This is a genomic window from Acinetobacter sp. FDAARGOS_494 (assembly GCF_003812225.1).
In the GTDB taxonomy this organism is placed as follows: domain Bacteria; phylum Pseudomonadota; class Gammaproteobacteria; order Pseudomonadales; family Moraxellaceae; genus Acinetobacter; species Acinetobacter baumannii.
Genome location: NZ_CP033866.1, coordinates 3,196,595 through 3,215,001 on the forward strand (window position 1 = coordinate 3,196,595; position 18,407 = coordinate 3,215,001).

Here is an 18,407-nt window from a genome sequence, read left to right on the forward strand (position 1 = left end):
TTTTCAAGACTCATGAGTAAAAGTAAGAGGTAAGTGGAGTGCGACTCGACGCTGTAACCATGGACTAGGGCGGTAACGTGGGTCATGCGTAAGTGCTGTTATACGGTTTAGAATAAGTAAGATTTTTTCGCTACCGACTTGATCGCCCCATTCAATTGGACCAAATGGATAACCTAAACCAAGACGTACTGCAGCATTAATATCATCTACCGTTGCAATATTTTGCTGGGCAATATCGCAACCTAAATTAATAACCATTGCTAAAACGCGCTGCGCAACAAAGCCAATACTTTCAGCAATCATGCTGACCATATTTCCATCTAGATTGAAAATAGAGTGAGCTGCTTGACGATATTCAGGTTTGGTAACAAGTGAAGGCATTAAGGTACGGTGCTTTGCAATGCCATAAAGCATGTCTATAGCAACGGCTTGTTCTGGGTTAATCCCAAGGCGAGTAGCCGCTTGGGTTGTGTCTTCACCGTAACAAGCGAGCAAACATAAGCTATCTGTTTGTGGTTCCGAATTGGTGTCTAAGGTAATATTTTGCTGAGTTAAATAATCTTCGAGCTGTTTTTTATCGTCTAAGAAATCGGCAGCGACCCAAACTTTTGGATATTTTGCTAAACGCTCTACAAACTTCGCAGGTTGTTCACCTGTTTTTGAACCAGTTTCATAGTTATAAAAACCCTGATTAACTTTACGTCCAAGTTGTTTAGCATCTAGCATTTGTTTGGTGAGCGGGTTTGGTTTGTAGCGGGCTTCTTCATAGTACTGATGATAAATCGACTCCATAACTGGATGCGAAACATCAAGGCCTGTTAAATCGAGTAATTCAAAAGGACCCATTCTAAATCCTACGCCGTCACGTAAAATTCGATCAATTTCACTGATATCACAGGCATTCTCATTTAAGATTTTGAGCGCTTCGGTGCCATAAGCTCGGCCCGCGTGATTAATAATAAATCCAGGGGTGTCCTTCGCTACAACAGGGCGATGACCAAATGCACGAGACAGATCGTTTAAAGCATCAATAATAAGTGGGTCTGTTTTTAAACCACGAATGACTTCGACCACTTTCATGAGTGGAACGGGGTTAAAAAAGTGATAACCCACAACACGCTCAGGCTTCTTGCAATTTGCAGCAATGGCTGTAATAGAAAGAGAAGAGGTGTTTGAGGCTAAAATAGTATTATCCGAAACAATATCTTCAAGCTGCTGCATCAAGCTTTGTTTGATATCAAGACGTTCAACAATTGCTTCTACAATGAGGTCGCAATTTTTTAAATCTTCAATTTGATGAGCGATAATTAAATGGTTATTTGCCGCTGCTGCTTGCTCAGATGTAATCTTATTTTTATCGACTAACTTTTGAAATGTAGCAGCCAGTTTTTCTTTAGCCTGTTCTGCTGCACCTGCTTTGGCATCATATAAATAAGTGGTATGACCTGACTGTGCAGCAATTTGAGCAATACCACTGCCCATGACACCTACACCAATCACAGCCATGCTTTTAATATCATAAGTCATGTCGATCATCCTGATTATTGATCTATATTTGAAATTAAACGGAAAAATAGGGTTAGGTGATTTAGCTTAAGCATTGTTTATCACCATCAATGGGTAAGATTTGCCCTGAAATTGAGCGACCACTGTCTGACGCTAAAAATAGGCATAAATCTGCAATATGCTTTGGATTGACAAAATATTTGAGCGACTGATTTTTCAGTGCATTTTGAGTCACCTCTTCAAGTGAGGTCTGCGCTACATCGGCACGGGCCTGTAATACGCGTTGAACCCGATCACCATCGACTGCACCCGGAAGAATAGCGTTAACTCGAATATTATCTGCACCGAGTTCCATAGAAAGCGTTTTGGTAAAACCAATCAGTCCCCATTTTGAAGTGGAATAGGCCAATCGATATGGATAGCCTAAGCGTCCGGCAATAGATGACATATTTATAATCACGCCTGCCTGTGCTTGCTTTAAATAGGGAATGGCTAACTGGGTAATTAAAAAAGTGCTATTCAGGTTTAAATTAATCACCGTGTTCCAATCTTCAAAACTTAGCTCATCTGCTGCAACGGTTGGGCCGGAGATGCCTGTGTTATTGACTAAAATATCAATACCGCCAAGTTTCTGAATGGCTTGACTAAACATCAGTTTAATTTGCTCATGATCAGCCAAATCACAGGTATATATATGTAGCTTTGGATAATCTTGTTGAAATTGTTCTAGGCTTTTAGCATTAATATCACAAACAAAAACTTCATCCTGATTGTTTAAAAATACCTCGGCAATGCATCGTCCAATCCCTGAACCACCTGCACTAATTAATACTTTCCTGGCCATTTTCATTCCTTTGTTATTATGGTTTTAAATTATTTACCTTGATACGACGGCTTACGCTTTTCGATAAAAGCTTGAACGCCTTCATTTTTATCTTCCGTAGAAAACAACAACTGGAATGCTTTTCGTTCTAGAGTTAAGCCTGCATTTAATGGAACATCCTCGCTCATCAACGCAACTTCTTTAATTTGTTGCAGGGCAATCGGCGGCATTTTTGCGAGGCTTTGTGCCATTTGAATTGCAGTTGGAATAGTTTGGTCATCTTCTGTGACTTGTGAAACAAGACCAATCAAATAAGCTTCTTCGGCTTTGACCATGGCGCCTGTCATAATCATGCGCATGGCATGGAATTTACCCACAGCACGGAATAAACGTTGTGTCCCGCCAGCACCAGGCATTAAACCAACTTTAATTTCCGGCTGGCCAAAGGTTGCACCTTTACCTGCAATAATAATGTCAGCGTGCATTGCAAGTTCGCAGCCACCCCCTAATGCATAACCATTTACGGCAGCAATCACGGGTTTAGGGCACTGGGCAATCGCGTTCCAATAACGTTCTGTATGACGCAATAACATTTCTGTGGAAGTTGCGGTTGCCATTTCTTTTAGATCTGCACCTGCAGCAAAGACTTCTTCACCGCCTGTGAGCACAACCGCATTGATCTCATCGTTAAAACTTAACTCGGTAAAAGCTTGTGCGAGTTGTTTACGAACTTCACCGTTTAAAGCATTTTTTGCTTCTGGGCGGTTAATTTTAACAACCGCTATTTTTTGAATAGAAAAGTCGACTTCTACGAAATTATTCCCTGTTGACACACTCATTTTTGAATTCCTTGTTTCGCATATCAAAACTATATTCCTTTTATGATGCTTATTTTGGAATTTATTTCAAGTCTTATTTCTTTTAAGAGCGTAGTTGTTATCTTTTAAAAAATCTAAGTTATTGATATTACGTATTGGTCTAATTTTAAATTTCGTTAAACGAAATTAATTTTCAAAAAAGCTTGAAATTTGTATTTTTGTTCTCGTACTATGAAACACATCCGCAGTAAACAAGATTTAAAACATGGTATCCAGACAAGCTGGAGATGGCTGATGGGTACGATGGAAATACATAAAAAGGGAGATCACAGATGATCCGTGATGAAGGGATGTTGGAGCAGTTACTTTCAACAATTCGAGATTTTGTAAAAAATGAATTGATCCCTCGTGAAAACGAAGTGGTAGAGAAAGACAAAATTCCGGATGACATTGTGCAGCAAATGCGTGAGCTTGGTTTGTTCGGTCTTACAATTCCCGAAGAATATGGTGGCTTAGGCATCACTATGGAAGAGGAAGTCAGAGTTGCATTTGAACTTGGACAAACTTCACCGGCTTTTCGTTCTTTAATTGGTACTAATAACGGTATTGGCTCAAGTGCAATTTTGATTGATGGCACAGAAGAGCAAAAGCAGAAATATTTACCACGTTACGCAAGTGGCGAAATTATTGGTTCATTTTGTTTAACCGAGCCTGAATCTGGCTCTGATGCTGCCTCTTTAAAAACCAGTGCCGTAAAAGATGGCGATTTTTATGTATTAAACGGCACCAAACGTTTTATTACCAATGCACCCCATGCTGCAACTTTTACCGTAATGGCTCGGACGAATCCTGAAATTAAAGGGTCGGGTGGCATTTCAGCTTTTTTAGTCGAGGCCAATACACCGGGCATTACATTAGGCAAAATTGACCAAAAAATGGGGCAAAAGGGTTCACATACCTGTGATGTGATTTTTGAAAATTGCCGTGTACCTGCTTCTGCACTCATTGGTGGCGTAGAAGGTGTCGGTTTTAAAACGGCCATGAAAGTGCTGGATAAAGGGCGTTTGCACATTGGTGCCTATAGCGTGGGTGTTGCCGAACGCATGTTAAACGACGCATTGCACTATGCGATTGAGCGTAAACAGTTTGGTCAGCCTATTGCGAACTTTCAGCTTATTCAAGCCATGCTTGCCGACTCAAAAGCCGAGATTTATGCAGCTAAATGTATGGTCCTAGATGCAGCTCGCCGCCGTGATAATGGCGAAAACATTAGTACAGAAGCATCTTGCGCAAAAATGTTTGCGACTGAAATGTGCGGACGTGTTGCTGACCGCTGTGTACAGATTCACGGTGGTGCGGGCTATATCAGTGAATATGCCATCGAGCGTTTTTATCGAGATGTGCGTTTGTTCCGTTTATATGAAGGAACCACGCAAGTTCAACAACTTATTATTGCCAAAAACATGATTAGGGAAGCTACAGCCTAATAAAAAATCAAATGCCATGAGGCATGGGATGCCTCATGTTCCTTCTGAGGATATGGACATGACAACAAAGACTGTTACAGAGAATATGAGTAGCACTGAAGCTATTCAAACACCAAAAAAGATTTGGATTACAGCTTTTATATTCGCTTTTTTTACACTTTTATGTGACGGGGCCGACTTAGGTTTTTTGGCATTAAGCCTCACTAGTCTTAAAGCAGAGTTTCATTTAACTGGTGTGCAAGCCGGAACATTAGGAAGCTTGACACTATTTGGTTCGGCCGTGGGTGGCCTTATTGGTGGTTGGGCTTGCGACCGTTTTGGTCGGGTCCGCATTATTGTTTTCTTTATTGCTTTTTCTTCGATATTAACCTGTGCACTCGGCTTTACACATTCTTATATGCAATTTGCAGTTTTAAGAACAATAGGCGCCATGGGCTTAGGTGCACTTTATATTGCCTGTAATATCTTAATGTCTGAGATGGTGCCAACCAAACATCGCTCGACTGTTTTAGCTACTCTCATGACGGGGTACACCTTAGGTTCTTTACTCGCGACCTTATTAGCTGGACATATTATTCCTGAACATGGCTGGCGTTTCCTATACTGGATTGCAATTACGCCTGTGGTTTTGTCAGTTTTGATGCACTTTTGTGTACCTGAACCTGAGTCATGGAAAAAAGCCCGTCAACTAAAAGCGCTAGAAGTCGCTCAAAGTAACCAACCTAAAAAACGTCAAAATCCATATCTTGAGATTTTAAGAGATAAAAAACACGGCACCATGTTTATTCTTTGGATTATTAGTACTGGTGCATTGCAGTTTGGTTATTACGGGGTAAGTAACTGGTTACCTGCTTATTTAGAGTCTGACCTTGGCATCAAGTTTAAAGAAATGGCGATGTATATGGTCGGTACATTCCTAATTATGATGTTTGCCAAAGTGATCGCAGGGATCGTTGCCGATAAATTAGGACGCCGCGCTGTATTTGCTTTCGGAACCATTGGTACAGCCTTATTTATTCCAGTCATTGTTTATTTAAATACACCAACCAACATTTTATGGATGATGCTGTTCTTCGGTTTCCTTTACGGTATTCCATATGCAATTAATGCCACCTATATGACAGAAAGCTTCCCGACTTCAATTCGAGGCTCGGCAGTGGGCGGTGCTTATAACATTGGCAAAGTACTTTCAATTTTCTCTCCATTAACAATTGGTTATCTATCGCAAAACGGTTCTATTGGTTTAGGACTCTTGGTGATGGCTGCAGCTTATTTTATCTGCGGGGTAATTCCATTGTTATTTATTAAAGACCGATTATTTAACCCGCAAAAGGCAGAGTGACAGATCAATCTGTCACCTTAAATTAAGGATGAAAAGGGACAAGTGAGATGATAAATAAAATCACCAGTGACATTGAACCGATTTTAAAAGCTATTCCTGATGGGGCAACCATCATGACAGGCGGGTTTGGTGTGACGGGGCAACCTGCTGAATTAATTGAAGCCTTAATCGATTTAGGAAAAAAAGAACTCACCATTGTAAATAACAATGCAGCTTCTGGTGATCGTGGTTTAACAAATCTGATTATTGCTGGCTGTGTCAAAAAAATGATTTGTTCATTTCCGAAATCTGCTGGATCAACCGTTTTTCAAGACTTATATAGAGCGGGAAAAATTGAGTTAGAACTGGTTCCACAAGGTAATTTGGCTTGTCGTATTCAGGCCGCAGGTGCTGGTCTCGGGGCTATTTTTACTCCGACTGGTTATGGCACTAAAGTTGCCGAGGGTAAAGAGACCCGAACCATTAACGGTAAAAACTATGTGCTTGAATATCCACTTGAAGCTGATTTTGCACTGATTTATGCCGATAAAGCCGATCGCTGGGGCAATTTAACTTACCGCAAAGCAGCCCGTAATTTTGGCCCAATTATGGCAAAAGCTGCCAAGACCACGATTGTTCAAGTGAATGACACCGTAGAGCTAGGAACGCTTGACCCTGAGTGCATTATTACACCAGGAATTTTTGTTCAGCACGTTGTAAAAGTAGGAGATATCTAATGTCAGTTCAAAAGCGTTCTCGTGAAGATATTGCTAAACTCATTGCCAATGACATTCCGGAAGGTTCTTATGTCAATTTAGGCATTGGCTTACCCACCAACGTTGCTAAATTTTTGCCAAAAGACAAAGAAATCTTTTTACATTCGGAAAATGGGGTTTTGGCTTTTGGTCCACCACCACAACCGGGTGAGGAAGATCAAGACTTAGTGAATGCCGGAAAAGAACTTGTTACTTTGTTAGACGGCGGATGCTTTATGCATCATGGCGACTCATTTGACATTATGCGTGGCGGTCATCTGGACATTTGTGTGATTGGTGCATTCCAAGTTGCGGTAAATGGAGACTTGGCAAACTGGCATACAGGTAAGGCAGATGATGTGCCGGCAGTTGGCGGTGCTATGGATTTGGCAGTCGGTGCAAAAACGATTTATGTCTATATGGAGCATGTCACTAAAAAAGGTGAGCCCAAAATTGTAAAAGAACTGAGCTATCCAATAACGGGTGAGCAGTGTGTAAACCGTATTTATACCGATTTATGCATTATTGAACTCAAAGATCAAAAAGCTTACGTCAAGGAAATGGTAGACGGCTTAACTTTTGATGAATTACAGGCAGTCACTGACTGTGAACTAATCGATGCACGTGTAGCCTAAATACACACGGAAAAACGCTTCTTTAAGGATTAAAAGATGAAAAAATTAATTTTAGCTGCAGCTTGTGCTGCGGCTTCAGGGACTATTTTTGCAAATTCTTCAGATACGACAGAACAAAGAATTAATTTGCTAGAAACTGAGCTGCAAAAATTAAAAGCAGAACTTGCTGCTCAGAAACAAACTCAAAATAATTTACAGGTCAAACAGGTTAAGATCGAAGAGAACATTGAAAAAACTAAAGCAACGGTAACAGAAAAGCCAGTTGCTCCTTCATGGGTCACTTGGACGGATAACGTCAAGGTTTACGGTATTGCCCGTATTGATGCAGCGGTCGATTTTAAATCATCGCCTGATTCGGGTGGTAGAACGACCAGCAGCCTGTACCGAACACCTTTTGAAAGTGAAAAACGTTCAAACCATGCACGCTCTGATGCCATGATTAATGCAAGCCGATTAGGCGTTTATTTTAATAGCCCAAATAAAGCGGTTACAGGGAATATCGAGGCCGATTTCTTTGATAGTTCTAACATGGGAACGGGGGATGGTAAATTCCGCATCCGTCATGCTTTTTTCACTTATAAAGACTGGACCTTTGGCCAAACATGGTCACTCATGTCCAACATGGAAACCCGTACAGAAGCTGTTGATTACACCCAATTTGTGGGAACCTCTTATACGCGTACTCCTCAAATTCGTTATGACTGGAAAATTGATGCCAATAATGATTTAAAAGTAGCTTTGGAATATACAGGTTCGAGAGTATCGGCATTTCCAACTTTAACGGGTCGCTATACCTTTAAACAAGGTCCTTTAACGGCACTTGCTCAAGGCTTTATTAATGAAAAATCCACAGATGTCGCAACTGCCACGGTGAAGAAAGTAAGTTGGGGTGCTGGAGGCGGCTTAAAATATCAACTCACGCCACAGCAATCGGTACAAGCAAATTATCAATATATTGTCGGTGATCAAAAATTTATGCCGTATACCACCCAAAGTGGGTTGGCAAATTCAACAAGTTTAAATGCCGCGGGTGATTTCTCTTTAAACGAAGATAAAACAGATTTGGTTATGAATAAGTTGAATAGCATCAATATTGGCTATTCATATAAATTTAATGAGCAATGGCGTGCAAACTTATCGGCTTCAATGTTTGATTATGATGATGACACGGCGTATGCCAAACTCAACCCAGATGCTAATAAACGTTTAACGGACTACGCAGCTAACGTCTTTTATTCACCAATTGAGCAAATGGATATTGGTATGGAATATCATCAAGGCAAACGAGAAGTGTTTGATGGCAGAACCGCTGATGTATCACGTGTAAACTTTGTTTCGATGTATAAATTTTAAAATAGGGCGTAGTTAAAAATGGAAAAAATAGTTGAGCCCAATGCAGAAAATATACTGTCAAAAAGCTTTATTTTTATCATGGCAATGACATGTGGAATTTGTGCGGGTTCAAACTATTATAACCAGCCCTTAATCTATTCGATTGCTGAAGCATTAAAAGTTAATGCCGATCAAGTTGCTTTAACTATTGTGATTAGCCAACTGTCCTATGCAGTTGGTCTTTTTATATTGGTTCCCCTAGGCGACTTTTTTGAAAAGCGCAGTTATATTTGCTTGCTCATGTGCTGTACGGGGTTTGCACAAGTAGGGCTATCCTTAAGTCAAACCTTGCCAGCTTTATATGGCTTTACCTTTTTAGCGACATTCTTTTCGATTGCGACTCAAGTTTTGGTTCCTTTTGCCGCAGGTTTAGCAAGCCCGAAAAAAAGCCCTCAAGTTGTAGGCACTCTCATGAGTGGTTTGTTCTTGGGAATATTATTAGCGCGCTCTATTGCAGGCTTACTTTCTACAGTTTGGTCTTGGCATGCGGTTTATTTAATTAGCGGAATTGTCATTTTGGTGTTTGCTTGGGTAATGTGGGTAAAGTTACCAGTTGCGCGTAAGTCTCACCAACTTAATATTCTACAGATTTATGGTTCACTATTTTCATTAGCTGTTCATCAGCCTCATTTACTACGCCGTGGTTTGGCAGGGGGAATTGGCTTTGGTATTTTGGCTCTTATTTTTACTACCATGACTTTTATTTTGGCGAATGAGCCTTATCACTTTAACGATTTCCAAATTGGTTTATTTGGAATTGTGGGCTTGGCTGGCGTATTTGCGACTCCTTGGGCAGGTAAGAAAATTGCAGCAGGTCTTGAAAATAAAATTGCAGTGATTTGCATGGGGTTATTAATGAGTGCATGGATACCCCTATTTTTTGCTCAGCAGTCTCTGGTTGCCTACGCTGTTGGTGTGATTATGGCGTACTTCGGTTTGTCAGCATTTCATGTGCTTAACCAAAATTTGGTCTATCGAATTTCGGCCGAGGCACGTTCCCGTATTAATTCAATTTATATGACCTTATATTTTGGCGGAGCCGCCTTAGGTTCTTTTATTGCGGTGTATGCTTGGAAACACTGGGGATGGGAAGCATGTGCAATCTTAGGGCTAGGGTTAGCAATGTTAAGTTTCTTGATTGATCGCTTAGATTTTTATGAAATGAACAAAATTGCAAAGCAAGAAAAAGCTCCATAAATAGGAGCTTAGATATTTTATTATTTGCGAATAATCATTAAGGTTGCCGAAGCAAAAGCATACACTTTGCCGTTCTCATCTACGATTTTACCTTGGGTACTAATAATATTGCGGCCCGCATTGATCAACTCGGCCGTCGCATAGTAAGACGTATCAACCTGCATGGGGCGGATCATTTTTACATTTAAATCAATGGTTCCATAGCCAACACCATGTTCAAGTAGGGTATGGGCCGCACTGCCTGTCGCCGTATCTAAAGCTGTGGCACAAAAGCCGCCGTGTACACCGCCTTGTATATTTCTATGTTCTTTGCGAGGAGTAACTTTATAAGTTGCTTTACCTTCGGAAACTTCAATGAGTTCCATCGGTATGGTGTGAGCCATAGGTGATGGAGAAACTTCACCATTTTTTAAAGCGGTTAAAAACTCAAGACCTGTGTATTTCGGGCTTTCCATAAATCGTCCTTGCATGATTAAGCAGTCTAATCACCATACTATAAATTGATTTTTTACGGAATAAAATTTTGCAATACAAAATAAAAATTTATTCTAGTTAAACAAGACTAATTAATTTTTATCTTATATTTGTATTTAAAAACATATGTTTATATTTTATCTCTATAACTAAGTTAGGATAATTTTATTAAATTAGTGAAAATATATTTTGCTATAAGAAATTTTTTGATATTTTGGTGAGATTGAAACAATAAAAGTCCATTTTAAGGAAAAACGATATCTGCCCATGACACAGGCAGTGAAGTGAAAGGAAAAAACGATGCCTTTATACAAAGCTCCATTACGTGATATGCAATTTGTACTGCATGAAATGCTTCAAACAGAACAAAACTATCAAGGTTTAAGAAAATATCAGGAAAGCGTAAATCGAGAATTAATTGATCAATATTTAGAAGCAGCAGCAGATTTTTGTGAAAATGAGTTGGCGCCGATTAACCAAAATGGTGATCAGGAAGGCTGTCATTTAAATCAAGGTGTAGTCACAACCCCGAAAGGGTTTAAAGAAGCCTACCAAAAATATGCCGAGCTAGGTTTTACCTCGCTAACGGCCGATCCAGAATATGGTGGGCAAGGCTTGCCGACATTGCTGCGGATTGCGATTTCTGAAATGTTATGTGGTTCTAATTGGGCTTGGGCAATGTATCCGGGATTGTCTCATGGCGCAATGAGAACAATTGAGCATCATGGGACCGAGCAACAAAAACAAAAGTTTTTGACTAAACTCATTAGTGGGGCTTGGACCGGAACGATGTGTTTAACCGAATCCCATGCAGGCTCGGATCTTGGATTAATTAGAACTAAAGCCGAACCAAATCCGGACGGTAGTTACTCAATTACAGGCGAAAAGATTTTTATCTCGGCGGGTGAGCATGATCTTTCTGAAAATATTATTCATATTGTTTTAGCCCGTTTACCTCAAGCACCTGCAGGGACTAAAGGTATTTCTCTATTTATTGTGCCTAAATTTAATGTGAGTGACGACGGTCAGGTGCTGGACCGTAATAAAGTCGTCTGTAGCGCGATTGAACATAAAATGGGGATTCATGGCAATGCCACCTGTGTACTTAATTTTGATGGCGCAAAAGGTTACTTAATTGGTCCGGAAAATCGCGGGCTTAATTGTATGTTTACCTTTATGAATACCGCACGTATTGGAACGGCAGTACAAGGGCTTGCTGCTTCTGAAATTTCATTTCAAGGCGCATTAAGTTATGCCAAAGAGCGCCTCGCTATGCGTTCGTTATCTGGTCCTAAATATCCTGACAAAAATGCCGATCCAATTATTGTGCATCCCGCTGTACGTTCAATGTTAATGACACAAAAAGCTTTTTCTGAAGGTGGTCGTGCGCTGGCTTATTTTCTGGCTCAGCATGTCGATATTGTCGAAAGTTCAAACGATCAGGAACAGCAAAAACACTCCGATGAATTACTGGCTTTTTTAACACCCATTGCTAAGGCCTTTTTAACAGAGTCGGGTAATGAGTCTGCAAAGCATGGCGTTCAAGTATTTGGCGGCCACGGCTTTATTGTTGAGCATGGTATGGAGCAAATTGTACGTGATGCACGTATCTCGACATTGTATGAGGGAACGACCGAAATCCAGTCTCTAGATCTGCTGGCACGTAAAGTCCTCAAGTCGGAAGGTAAACTTTTAAAGAACATGACTGATTTAATTGATCAGTTTATTAGCCAGCACCAATCCAATGAAGTGCTGAAACCTTATCTAGAAAAATTAGCTGAGCTTAAGCAGCAATGGCTGTCACTGACCAAATCGATTGCAGAGAAAGCCAAGCACAACCCTGAAGAAATAGGAGCCGCTTCAGTAGATTATCTTTATTTTTCAAGTTACGTTGTGTTCGCGTATTTGTGGGCTCGAATGGCACAAGTTGCCCATGAAAAATTAGAATCGGGTACACAAGAGGAAGATTTTTATAAAGCAAAATTAACGACAGCTAAGTTTTTCTATCAAAAGCTTTTGCATCGTACACAGAGCCATGCCGCTTCTATTGAGTCTGGAGCTGAATCTGTGATGGAGCTCGATCAAGATGCTTTTGCATTTTAGTGAATGATAAGTTCTAGAATCACTGGGTGAAATTGACATGCGAAATTTTACCTAGTGATTAAATTTGTAATTTTAGACTCATCAGTTTTTGGTAGGAAAAACCAGTTGAGCCAATGAAATAGAGGGTTAACATAAGCATTAAAACGTGAATTTTCATCAAATATTGAAGTTGTATAAGGACTAAGGAAAGAAAATCATGAATGCTTATTATCAATTACTGAATAGAACAATTGGTCCTCAAGGTGAAGTGATTGCTCATTATTGCTCAACTGTTCATGCGCAAGGTGCTTGGAACCCTCATGAACAGCATATGGCGCCTGCAAGTGGTGTCATCGCAGTAGAGTTAGAACAGTTTTCACCGCGACAAGATATGCGAATTGGCCGAATTAGTTTTGATATTTTTGGATTAATTGCATTTGGTGAATTTACGATTAAGACCCATGTGATTCGTGCCGGTAAAACGATTGAATTGATTGAAGCAGAACTACAAGCACAAGGTAAAACTTGTATTGTGGCTAGGGCATGGCGCATGTGTACTCAAGACAGTTCCGAGATTGCGGGGCTTGAAGATCAACCAATTCATCATCCCGATACCTTTACTGAATGGTCGGGCATGAAAAGATGGCCGGGTGGTTTTATCCAGACATTAGTCACTAAAACTAATGATCAGCATCGCGCGGGCAAAGGCATTGTTTGGCTAAACAATGACAAAGAAATGGTTGAAGGGCAGCCGACCACAGATTTTGCGCATTTAGTTGGCATGGTAGATGCGGCAAACGGCATTGTCCCAAGACAAGAAGGAGAATTTACTTGGGGCTTCCCAAATCTTGATTTACAAATCCACATGCACCGTTATCCGCAAGGGAAATGGCTAGGTTTGGAAACCGTTCAGCAATATGGTTCGGATGGCATTGGTTTAACCAGTGCAGTTTTACATGATGTATATGGCCCATTTGGACGAAGCGAGCAGATTTTGACTTTACGTAAAATGACTAAATAAATTTTTGAGCCAATAAAAAAGTCATCCCTAAGGATGACTTTTTTATTTTGAGATTTAATTTTTAGTTACGGACTTTTAGCAGTGTTGGGGTAAGTTCATCCCAACGTTGTTTTGCAGCGTCCATTGCTTTCATTTTGATATGCCCATAACCACGAACTTCTGCCGGTAATTTTGCAATTTGTTCAGCAACTGCCAAGTTATGATTGTCTGGTGCTTCAACAAGTGCTTCAACAAATGCGATATAACGGTCACGCCAAGCTTGTTCGTGTTGACGTTCTTCTTGACGTGCAAATGGGTCAAGGAAAGTTTCACGAAGCCATTGTAAGCGAGCAAGCATCATCATTGGGAAGCGCATCCAGTAACCAAACGCACGTTTACGGACATTTTTCAGGCCACCAAGTAACGCTGGCGGAGCAAGATGATACGTTAAACGTAAGCCTTTACCGAATTGGGTTTCGATCGATTCTTTGAAGCTTTTACCTGTTAGTAGACGTGCAACTTCATATTCATCTTTATAAGCCATAACTCTATAAAGCTGAGTTGCAATCGTACCTGTTAACTCTTCTGGTAACTTTTTAGCTGCCAATTCTACAAGTGTGCGGTATTTAGCTGCATAAGCTTCATTCCAGTAGTCGGTTAGACGAGCAGAACGGTCTTCAACAAGTTCAGCCAAAGTTTGCGGAGTTTTGGTTTTTGGCATTGCTGCAAGTAAACGAGCAGCTAAAGTCGGGTCACTTGCAAGATGACAACCCACGCGGAAAGCTTCGATGTTCTTTTCAACAGCCGTACCATTTAGGCGAATTGCTTTTTCAATGCTTTCACGTAATAGCGGAATGCGACCAGATTGCCATGCCATACCGAGTAATAACTGGTTGGTATAAATTGAATCACCTAAGAGTAGTGTGGCAATGCGAGCCGCTGGTAGAGAAACCAATTGACCTTGACGAACACGACCACGAAGACGATCAATTAAATCGGTAATAGGCGCATACCAGTCACGAGATTTAATAAACTCAGAAGTAGGAGTGCTGTCTTCATTCACAATGACTAGAGCATCTTCTTTTAAGCGTGAAAGGGCTGCACCACTGCCAGCAACTACCGCATCTGCACCAATGAGTAATTCACATTGACCTGCTGGAATTTTGGTTGAAGAAATTTGCTCATCACTTGCTGCAAGTTGTACGTATGAATAAACCGTACCACCTTTTTGCGCAAGACCTGCCATATCCATAACACGTGTTGCTTTGCCTTCTAGGTGAGCTGCCATACCAAGAAGTGCACCAATAGTCACAACACCCGTACCACCAATACCGCCGACCATAATACGACTTGGAACATCATATAACTGAGGAATGATTGGAGATGTTGGCCATCCTGCGCTAATACCTTCAAATTTAGCAGGACGTTTCATATCACGTGTATGAACAGTCACAAAGCTTGGGCAGAACCCTTCAGCACAAGTGAAGTCCTTATTACAGCTACTTTGGTTAATTTGACGTTTAGTGCCTAAAGCTGTTTCTACTGGCTCAATAGATAAACAGTTTGATTTTTTAGAACAGTCGCCACAGCCTTCGCAAATATCGGTATTAATGAATAAACGTTCAGCTGGGTCAGGGTAAGCATCACGTTTACGACGACGGCGTTTTTCACTGGCACAGGTTTGTACATAAATTAAAGCAGTTACACCTGAAATTTCACGCAGCTCACGTTGAACTGCGTCAAGTTCATTACGGTGGCGAATTTCTACACCTGGCGCAATACCGTCTTCTTCATTTAACAGTTTGATTTCATCAGTCACAATGACTTGTTTTTTAATACCTTCGGCATCGAGCTGACGAGTTAATTGTGCAACACTCAAATGACCATCTACATGCTGACCGCCTGTCATAGCGACTGCGTCGTTGTAGAGGATTTTATAGGTGATATTGGTTTTTGCGGCAATAGACTGACGAATTGCCAAGTAACCTGAGTGGAAGTAAGTCCCATCACCAAGGTTAGCAAAAATGTGTTTTTCATTGGTAAAAGGTGATGCACCGACCCAGCTTACACCTTCACCACCCATTTGAGAGAATGTTTCCGTGCCACGGTCAAGCGAAACGGCAATATAGTGGCAACCAATACCACCTAATGCACGGCTACCTTCAGGAACGACTGTTGATGAGTTATGTGGGCAACCACTGCAGAAATAAGGTTTACGTTCAGCAAGGTCAATAACACGTTTTGATTCTTGCTCTGCTTTTAGCAGTAAGTCGATTCTGCCTTGAATTTGTAATTTTAAGCTTTCTGGAATATCTAGTTTTAAGAAGCGAGCAGCCAGCATTTTTGCAATCGGTTCAGGCTGGTACTCATAGTGACCAATGAGTGGTGCTTCTTCAATAGAGGTACTCCATTCACCTTTGCCGTCAGTTGCTTTACCAATGACACGAGGACGTTGGTCATCAGGAAGTGAGTAAAGCTCATCTTTAATTTGTGTTTCAAGAATTGGACGTTTTTCTTCAATAACGATCAACTCTTCTAAACCTTTGGCGAATTCACGAATACCTTGTGGTTCTAAAGGCCAGATTAGACCAACTTGATAAACACGTAGCCCAAGCTGTTGGGCTGTTTCATCTTCAATTCCTAAAATACGTAGGGCTTCAATGGTATCTAAATAACCTTTACCACTTGCAGCAATACCAATACGGGCATTTTCACAAGGCCATGTTACGGTATTGATTTTATTCGCACGAGCATAGGCCAAAACAGCTGGTAAGCGATATTTATAAAGACGTTCTTCTTGTTGGATGCCATGATCTGGCCAACGAATGTTAACGCCACCCTCTGGGAAATTAACATCTTCTGGTATAACAGGAGTGACACGGTCTAAGTCGACATGAACTGAAGCGGAAGTTTCTACAATTTCACTGACTAGCTTCATGGAAGTCCAAAGACCAGAAAAACGTGAAACTGCGATGGCGTGAACACCAAAGTCTAAAATTTGTTGAACGGATGTTGGGTAGAAAATTGGAATACCACAACCAATCATGACATGTTCAGACTGGTGGGGAACTGTAGAAGATTTACATGAGTGGTCATCACCGAATAAAGCAACGACACCACCACGTTCAGAGGTACCAGCTAAGTTAGCATGGCGGAGTACATCGCCTGAACGGTCAACACCCGGGCCTTTACCATACCACCATGAAGACACTCCATCATATTTGCCTTGACCTGAAAGATTTGCTTGTTGTGTACCCCAGATTGCGGTAGCAGCCAAGTCTTCGTTTACACCAGGTTGAAATACGACATTATGGGATTTAAGTAATCCTTCAACTTGCCAAAGGAAATTATCATAGTTACCAATAGGGGAACCACGATAACCAGAAATAAAACCAGCAGTATGATAACCATTGATCGCGTCACGGCGAGTTTGGGCAAGAGGCAAGCGAACAAGTGCCTGAATGCCGGTCATAAATGCTGTACCGTTATCACTTACATATTTATCTTCAAGTGACACATCCTTTGTTGCAATAATATTTGGAGTGACTTTTGTAGCTATATTCATTTATATCTCCTTAGAATTTTTAGTAGCTCGGACTACTTTCTTTTTTCAACATCCAGTTGAATATTTGGAGCAAGTGACATACGAAATAAAAAAGATCGGTTCCTCTTCTTAAAAAAGAATTAGTGCCAATGTATGTACATTTAGTCATTGTGGTTGATCTAAACTGGTGCAACAATCCGTAATTTAGGAAAAGATATTTACGTTATGCGCAAAAATCTCGATGGTGGACTTTTGCATGCAATGCATGCATTCCTGAAAGTGATTGATAGCGGGAGTTTCACAGCAGCAGCTGAGCAGATGGATCTGACCACAGCACAGGTTTCACGTCTTATCAGCGAGCTAGAAACACGCTTAGGTACAAAATTAATACAACGCTCAACGCGCCAGCAGGCACTGACTGATATTGGTGCAACTTATGCAGAGCGTTGTCGGCAAGTTATTTCAATGGTGGATGAAGCAGAGGCAGAAGTCACCGGAACGGCCTCTAAACCTAAAGGTCGTTTACGTGTATTAAGTATGGGAAGCTTTGGGCATCATTATGTTTTCCCTGTCATGGCCGAGTTTTGTAAGCATTATCCCGAATTAACCGTGGAATATACGACCTCACAATACGTTCCAGACCTGTTAGCAAAAGGGGTGGATGTCAGTCTTTATCTCACTGAATCATTAACAGACTCTCGTTTTGTTGCACGCAGAATTGGCACTATTTTTTCTGTTTTATGTGCTTCACCTGCGTATCTAGAAAAACATGGTGTTCCTAAGTCTCCAGAAGACTTAAAAAATCATGCCTGTTTACGCTTGGTAAACCCGTCTATTACACCAGATTGGCATTTGTTAAATGCCAATGGTGAATCTTATCAAATCGACATTGGGGGGCAACTCATTGCAGATAACCCTGAGTTATTGTTAGATGTGGTGCAACAAGATATGGGGGTCGCGTTATTGCCAATGTTTTCGGCTTTAGACGCGGTTCAAAATGGAAGATTATGTCATATCTTGCCTGAGTGGCGTTCGCCTGATATTGGGGTTTATACCTTATTGCCTTCACGCCATTTTATTGATGCCAAAACACGCGCATGGTTGGATTGGGTAGAAGAATATATTTCTCCAAAAATTGAAATGGATGCATCTTATTTTTATAAATAAGGAGATAAATTTTTTAAGGATTACAATTGAAAAAGGATGAAGAATAATACGGATTAGAATAAAAATAGGGTAGAAAATGCTTCTTTTTAAAGAGGCATTTAATACAGAAATAAATAATAGATTCTAAAAAAATTGCATGAGGGATTGAATCCCAATTCCTGAACAGAATGAGATAAAGATGAGATAGGATGATCTGGTACTTGGCC

The 18,407-nt window shown here is 40.7% G+C and carries 14 protein-coding genes; 9 read left to right on the forward strand and 5 right to left on the reverse strand.

Annotated features, from left to right (window positions below):
• Positions 1-3: 3 nt before the first annotated feature.
• From EG365_RS15620 to EG365_RS15630, 3 genes are all read right to left on the reverse strand, one after another.
• A complete protein-coding gene (locus EG365_RS15620) occupies positions 4-1,527 on the reverse strand; it encodes a 3-hydroxyacyl-CoA dehydrogenase (protein ID WP_000220487.1) in 1,524 nt (507 codons plus the stop codon).
• A gap of 61 nt (positions 1,528-1,588) precedes the next feature.
• A complete protein-coding gene (locus EG365_RS15625) occupies positions 1,589-2,350 on the reverse strand; it encodes an SDR family oxidoreductase (RefSeq protein ID WP_000101935.1) in 762 nt (253 codons plus the stop codon).
• A gap of 29 nt (positions 2,351-2,379) precedes the next feature.
• Positions 2,380-3,168, reverse strand: coding sequence for an enoyl-CoA hydratase (locus EG365_RS15630; protein WP_000116913.1), 789 nt, complete (start codon positions 3,166-3,168; stop codon positions 2,380-2,382).
• A gap of 311 nt (positions 3,169-3,479) precedes the next feature.
• Between EG365_RS15630 and EG365_RS15635 the strand changes: the two genes are divergently transcribed.
• The 6 genes from EG365_RS15635 to EG365_RS15660 are packed head-to-tail and all read left to right on the forward strand — an operon-like array spanning position 3,480 to position 9,934.
• Positions 3,480-4,634 (forward strand): acyl-CoA dehydrogenase family protein, encoded by a 1,155-nt coding sequence (locus EG365_RS15635; RefSeq protein ID WP_000617392.1) that lies wholly within the window; start codon positions 3,480-3,482, stop codon positions 4,632-4,634.
• Positions 4,635-4,692: 58 nt separating this feature from the next.
• Positions 4,693-5,976 carry an MFS transporter gene (locus EG365_RS15640; protein WP_000208930.1) on the forward strand — a complete coding sequence of 428 codons (1,284 nt, stop codon included), beginning with the start codon at positions 4,693-4,695 and terminating at the stop codon, positions 5,974-5,976.
• A 47-nt stretch (positions 5,977-6,023) separates the two neighbouring features.
• A complete protein-coding gene (locus EG365_RS15645; protein WP_000608703.1) occupies positions 6,024-6,692 on the forward strand; it encodes a 3-oxoacid CoA-transferase subunit A in 669 nt (222 codons plus the stop codon).
• Positions 6,692-7,345, forward strand: a complete 654-nt coding sequence (locus tag EG365_RS15650; RefSeq protein ID WP_000116039.1) for a 3-oxoacid CoA-transferase subunit B — start codon at positions 6,692-6,694, stop codon at positions 7,343-7,345. The genes EG365_RS15645 and EG365_RS15650 overlap by 1 nt, the downstream gene beginning before the upstream one ends.
• A 36-nt stretch (positions 7,346-7,381) precedes the next feature.
• On the forward strand, positions 7,382-8,698 hold the full coding sequence (gene dcaP, locus EG365_RS15655) for an outer membrane trimeric porin-like protein DcaP (protein WP_000733488.1): 1,317 nt from the start codon (positions 7,382-7,384) through the stop codon (positions 8,696-8,698).
• Positions 8,699-8,716: 18 nt separating this feature from the next.
• On the forward strand, positions 8,717-9,934 hold the full coding sequence (locus tag EG365_RS15660; RefSeq protein ID WP_000411820.1) for an MFS transporter: 1,218 nt from the start codon (positions 8,717-8,719) through the stop codon (positions 9,932-9,934).
• A gap of 20 nt (positions 9,935-9,954) precedes the next feature.
• Here EG365_RS15660 and EG365_RS15665 read toward each other — a convergent pair whose 3' ends face one another.
• Positions 9,955-10,404, reverse strand: a complete 450-nt coding sequence (locus EG365_RS15665; protein ID WP_001990030.1) for a PaaI family thioesterase — start codon at positions 10,402-10,404, stop codon at positions 9,955-9,957.
• A 304-nt stretch (positions 10,405-10,708) separates the two neighbouring features.
• On the opposite strand from EG365_RS15665, the gene EG365_RS15670 reads away from it, so the two are divergent.
• Entirely contained in the window at positions 10,709-12,511 is a 1,803-nt protein-coding gene (locus EG365_RS15670; protein ID WP_001131917.1) for an acyl-CoA dehydrogenase C-terminal domain-containing protein, read from the forward strand.
• A gap of 196 nt (positions 12,512-12,707) precedes the next feature.
• On the forward strand, positions 12,708-13,511 hold the full coding sequence (locus EG365_RS15675; protein WP_000995508.1) for a thioesterase family protein: 804 nt from the start codon (positions 12,708-12,710) through the stop codon (positions 13,509-13,511).
• A 61-nt stretch (positions 13,512-13,572) separates the two neighbouring features.
• Here the strand turns inward: EG365_RS15675 and EG365_RS15680 are convergent, their stop codons facing one another.
• Entirely contained in the window at positions 13,573-17,055 is a 3,483-nt protein-coding gene (locus EG365_RS15680; protein ID WP_001017546.1) for an indolepyruvate ferredoxin oxidoreductase family protein, read from the reverse strand.
• 204 nt (positions 17,056-17,259) lie between these two features.
• Between EG365_RS15680 and EG365_RS15685 the strand changes: the two genes are divergently transcribed.
• The gene (locus EG365_RS15685) at positions 17,260-18,201 is read left to right on the forward strand and encodes a LysR family transcriptional regulator (RefSeq protein ID WP_001230726.1); all 942 of its coding nucleotides are present in this window, start codon (positions 17,260-17,262) and stop codon (positions 18,199-18,201) included.
• The last annotated feature ends 206 nt before the right edge of the window (positions 18,202-18,407 follow it).

Bases quoted from the DNA above. Each gene is read 5' to 3' on its own strand.
- EG365_RS15620 (WP_000220487.1), bottom strand. From the start codon at position 1,527: ATGACTTATGATATTAAAAGCATGGCTGTGATTGGTGTAGGTGTCATG.
- EG365_RS15625 (WP_000101935.1), bottom strand. From the start codon at position 2,350: ATGGCCAGGAAAGTATTAATTAGTGCAGGTGGTTCAGGGATTGGACGA.
- EG365_RS15630 (WP_000116913.1), bottom strand. From the start codon at position 3,168: ATGAGTGTGTCAACAGGGAATAATTTCGTAGAAGTCGACTTTTCTATT.
- EG365_RS15635 (WP_000617392.1), top strand. From the start codon at position 3,480: ATGATCCGTGATGAAGGGATGTTGGAGCAGTTACTTTCAACAATTCGA.
- EG365_RS15640 (WP_000208930.1), top strand. From the start codon at position 4,693: ATGACAACAAAGACTGTTACAGAGAATATGAGTAGCACTGAAGCTATT.
- EG365_RS15645 (WP_000608703.1), top strand. From the start codon at position 6,024: ATGATAAATAAAATCACCAGTGACATTGAACCGATTTTAAAAGCTATT.
- EG365_RS15650 (WP_000116039.1), top strand. From the start codon at position 6,692: ATGTCAGTTCAAAAGCGTTCTCGTGAAGATATTGCTAAACTCATTGCC.
- dcaP (WP_000733488.1), top strand. From the start codon at position 7,382: ATGAAAAAATTAATTTTAGCTGCAGCTTGTGCTGCGGCTTCAGGGACT.
- EG365_RS15660 (WP_000411820.1), top strand. From the start codon at position 8,717: ATGGAAAAAATAGTTGAGCCCAATGCAGAAAATATACTGTCAAAAAGC.
- EG365_RS15665 (WP_001990030.1), bottom strand. From the start codon at position 10,404: ATGCAAGGACGATTTATGGAAAGCCCGAAATACACAGGTCTTGAGTTT.
- EG365_RS15670 (WP_001131917.1), top strand. From the start codon at position 10,709: ATGCCTTTATACAAAGCTCCATTACGTGATATGCAATTTGTACTGCAT.
- EG365_RS15675 (WP_000995508.1), top strand. From the start codon at position 12,708: ATGAATGCTTATTATCAATTACTGAATAGAACAATTGGTCCTCAAGGT.
- EG365_RS15680 (WP_001017546.1), bottom strand. From the start codon at position 17,055: ATGAATATAGCTACAAAAGTCACTCCAAATATTATTGCAACAAAGGAT.
- EG365_RS15685 (WP_001230726.1), top strand. From the start codon at position 17,260: ATGCGCAAAAATCTCGATGGTGGACTTTTGCATGCAATGCATGCATTC.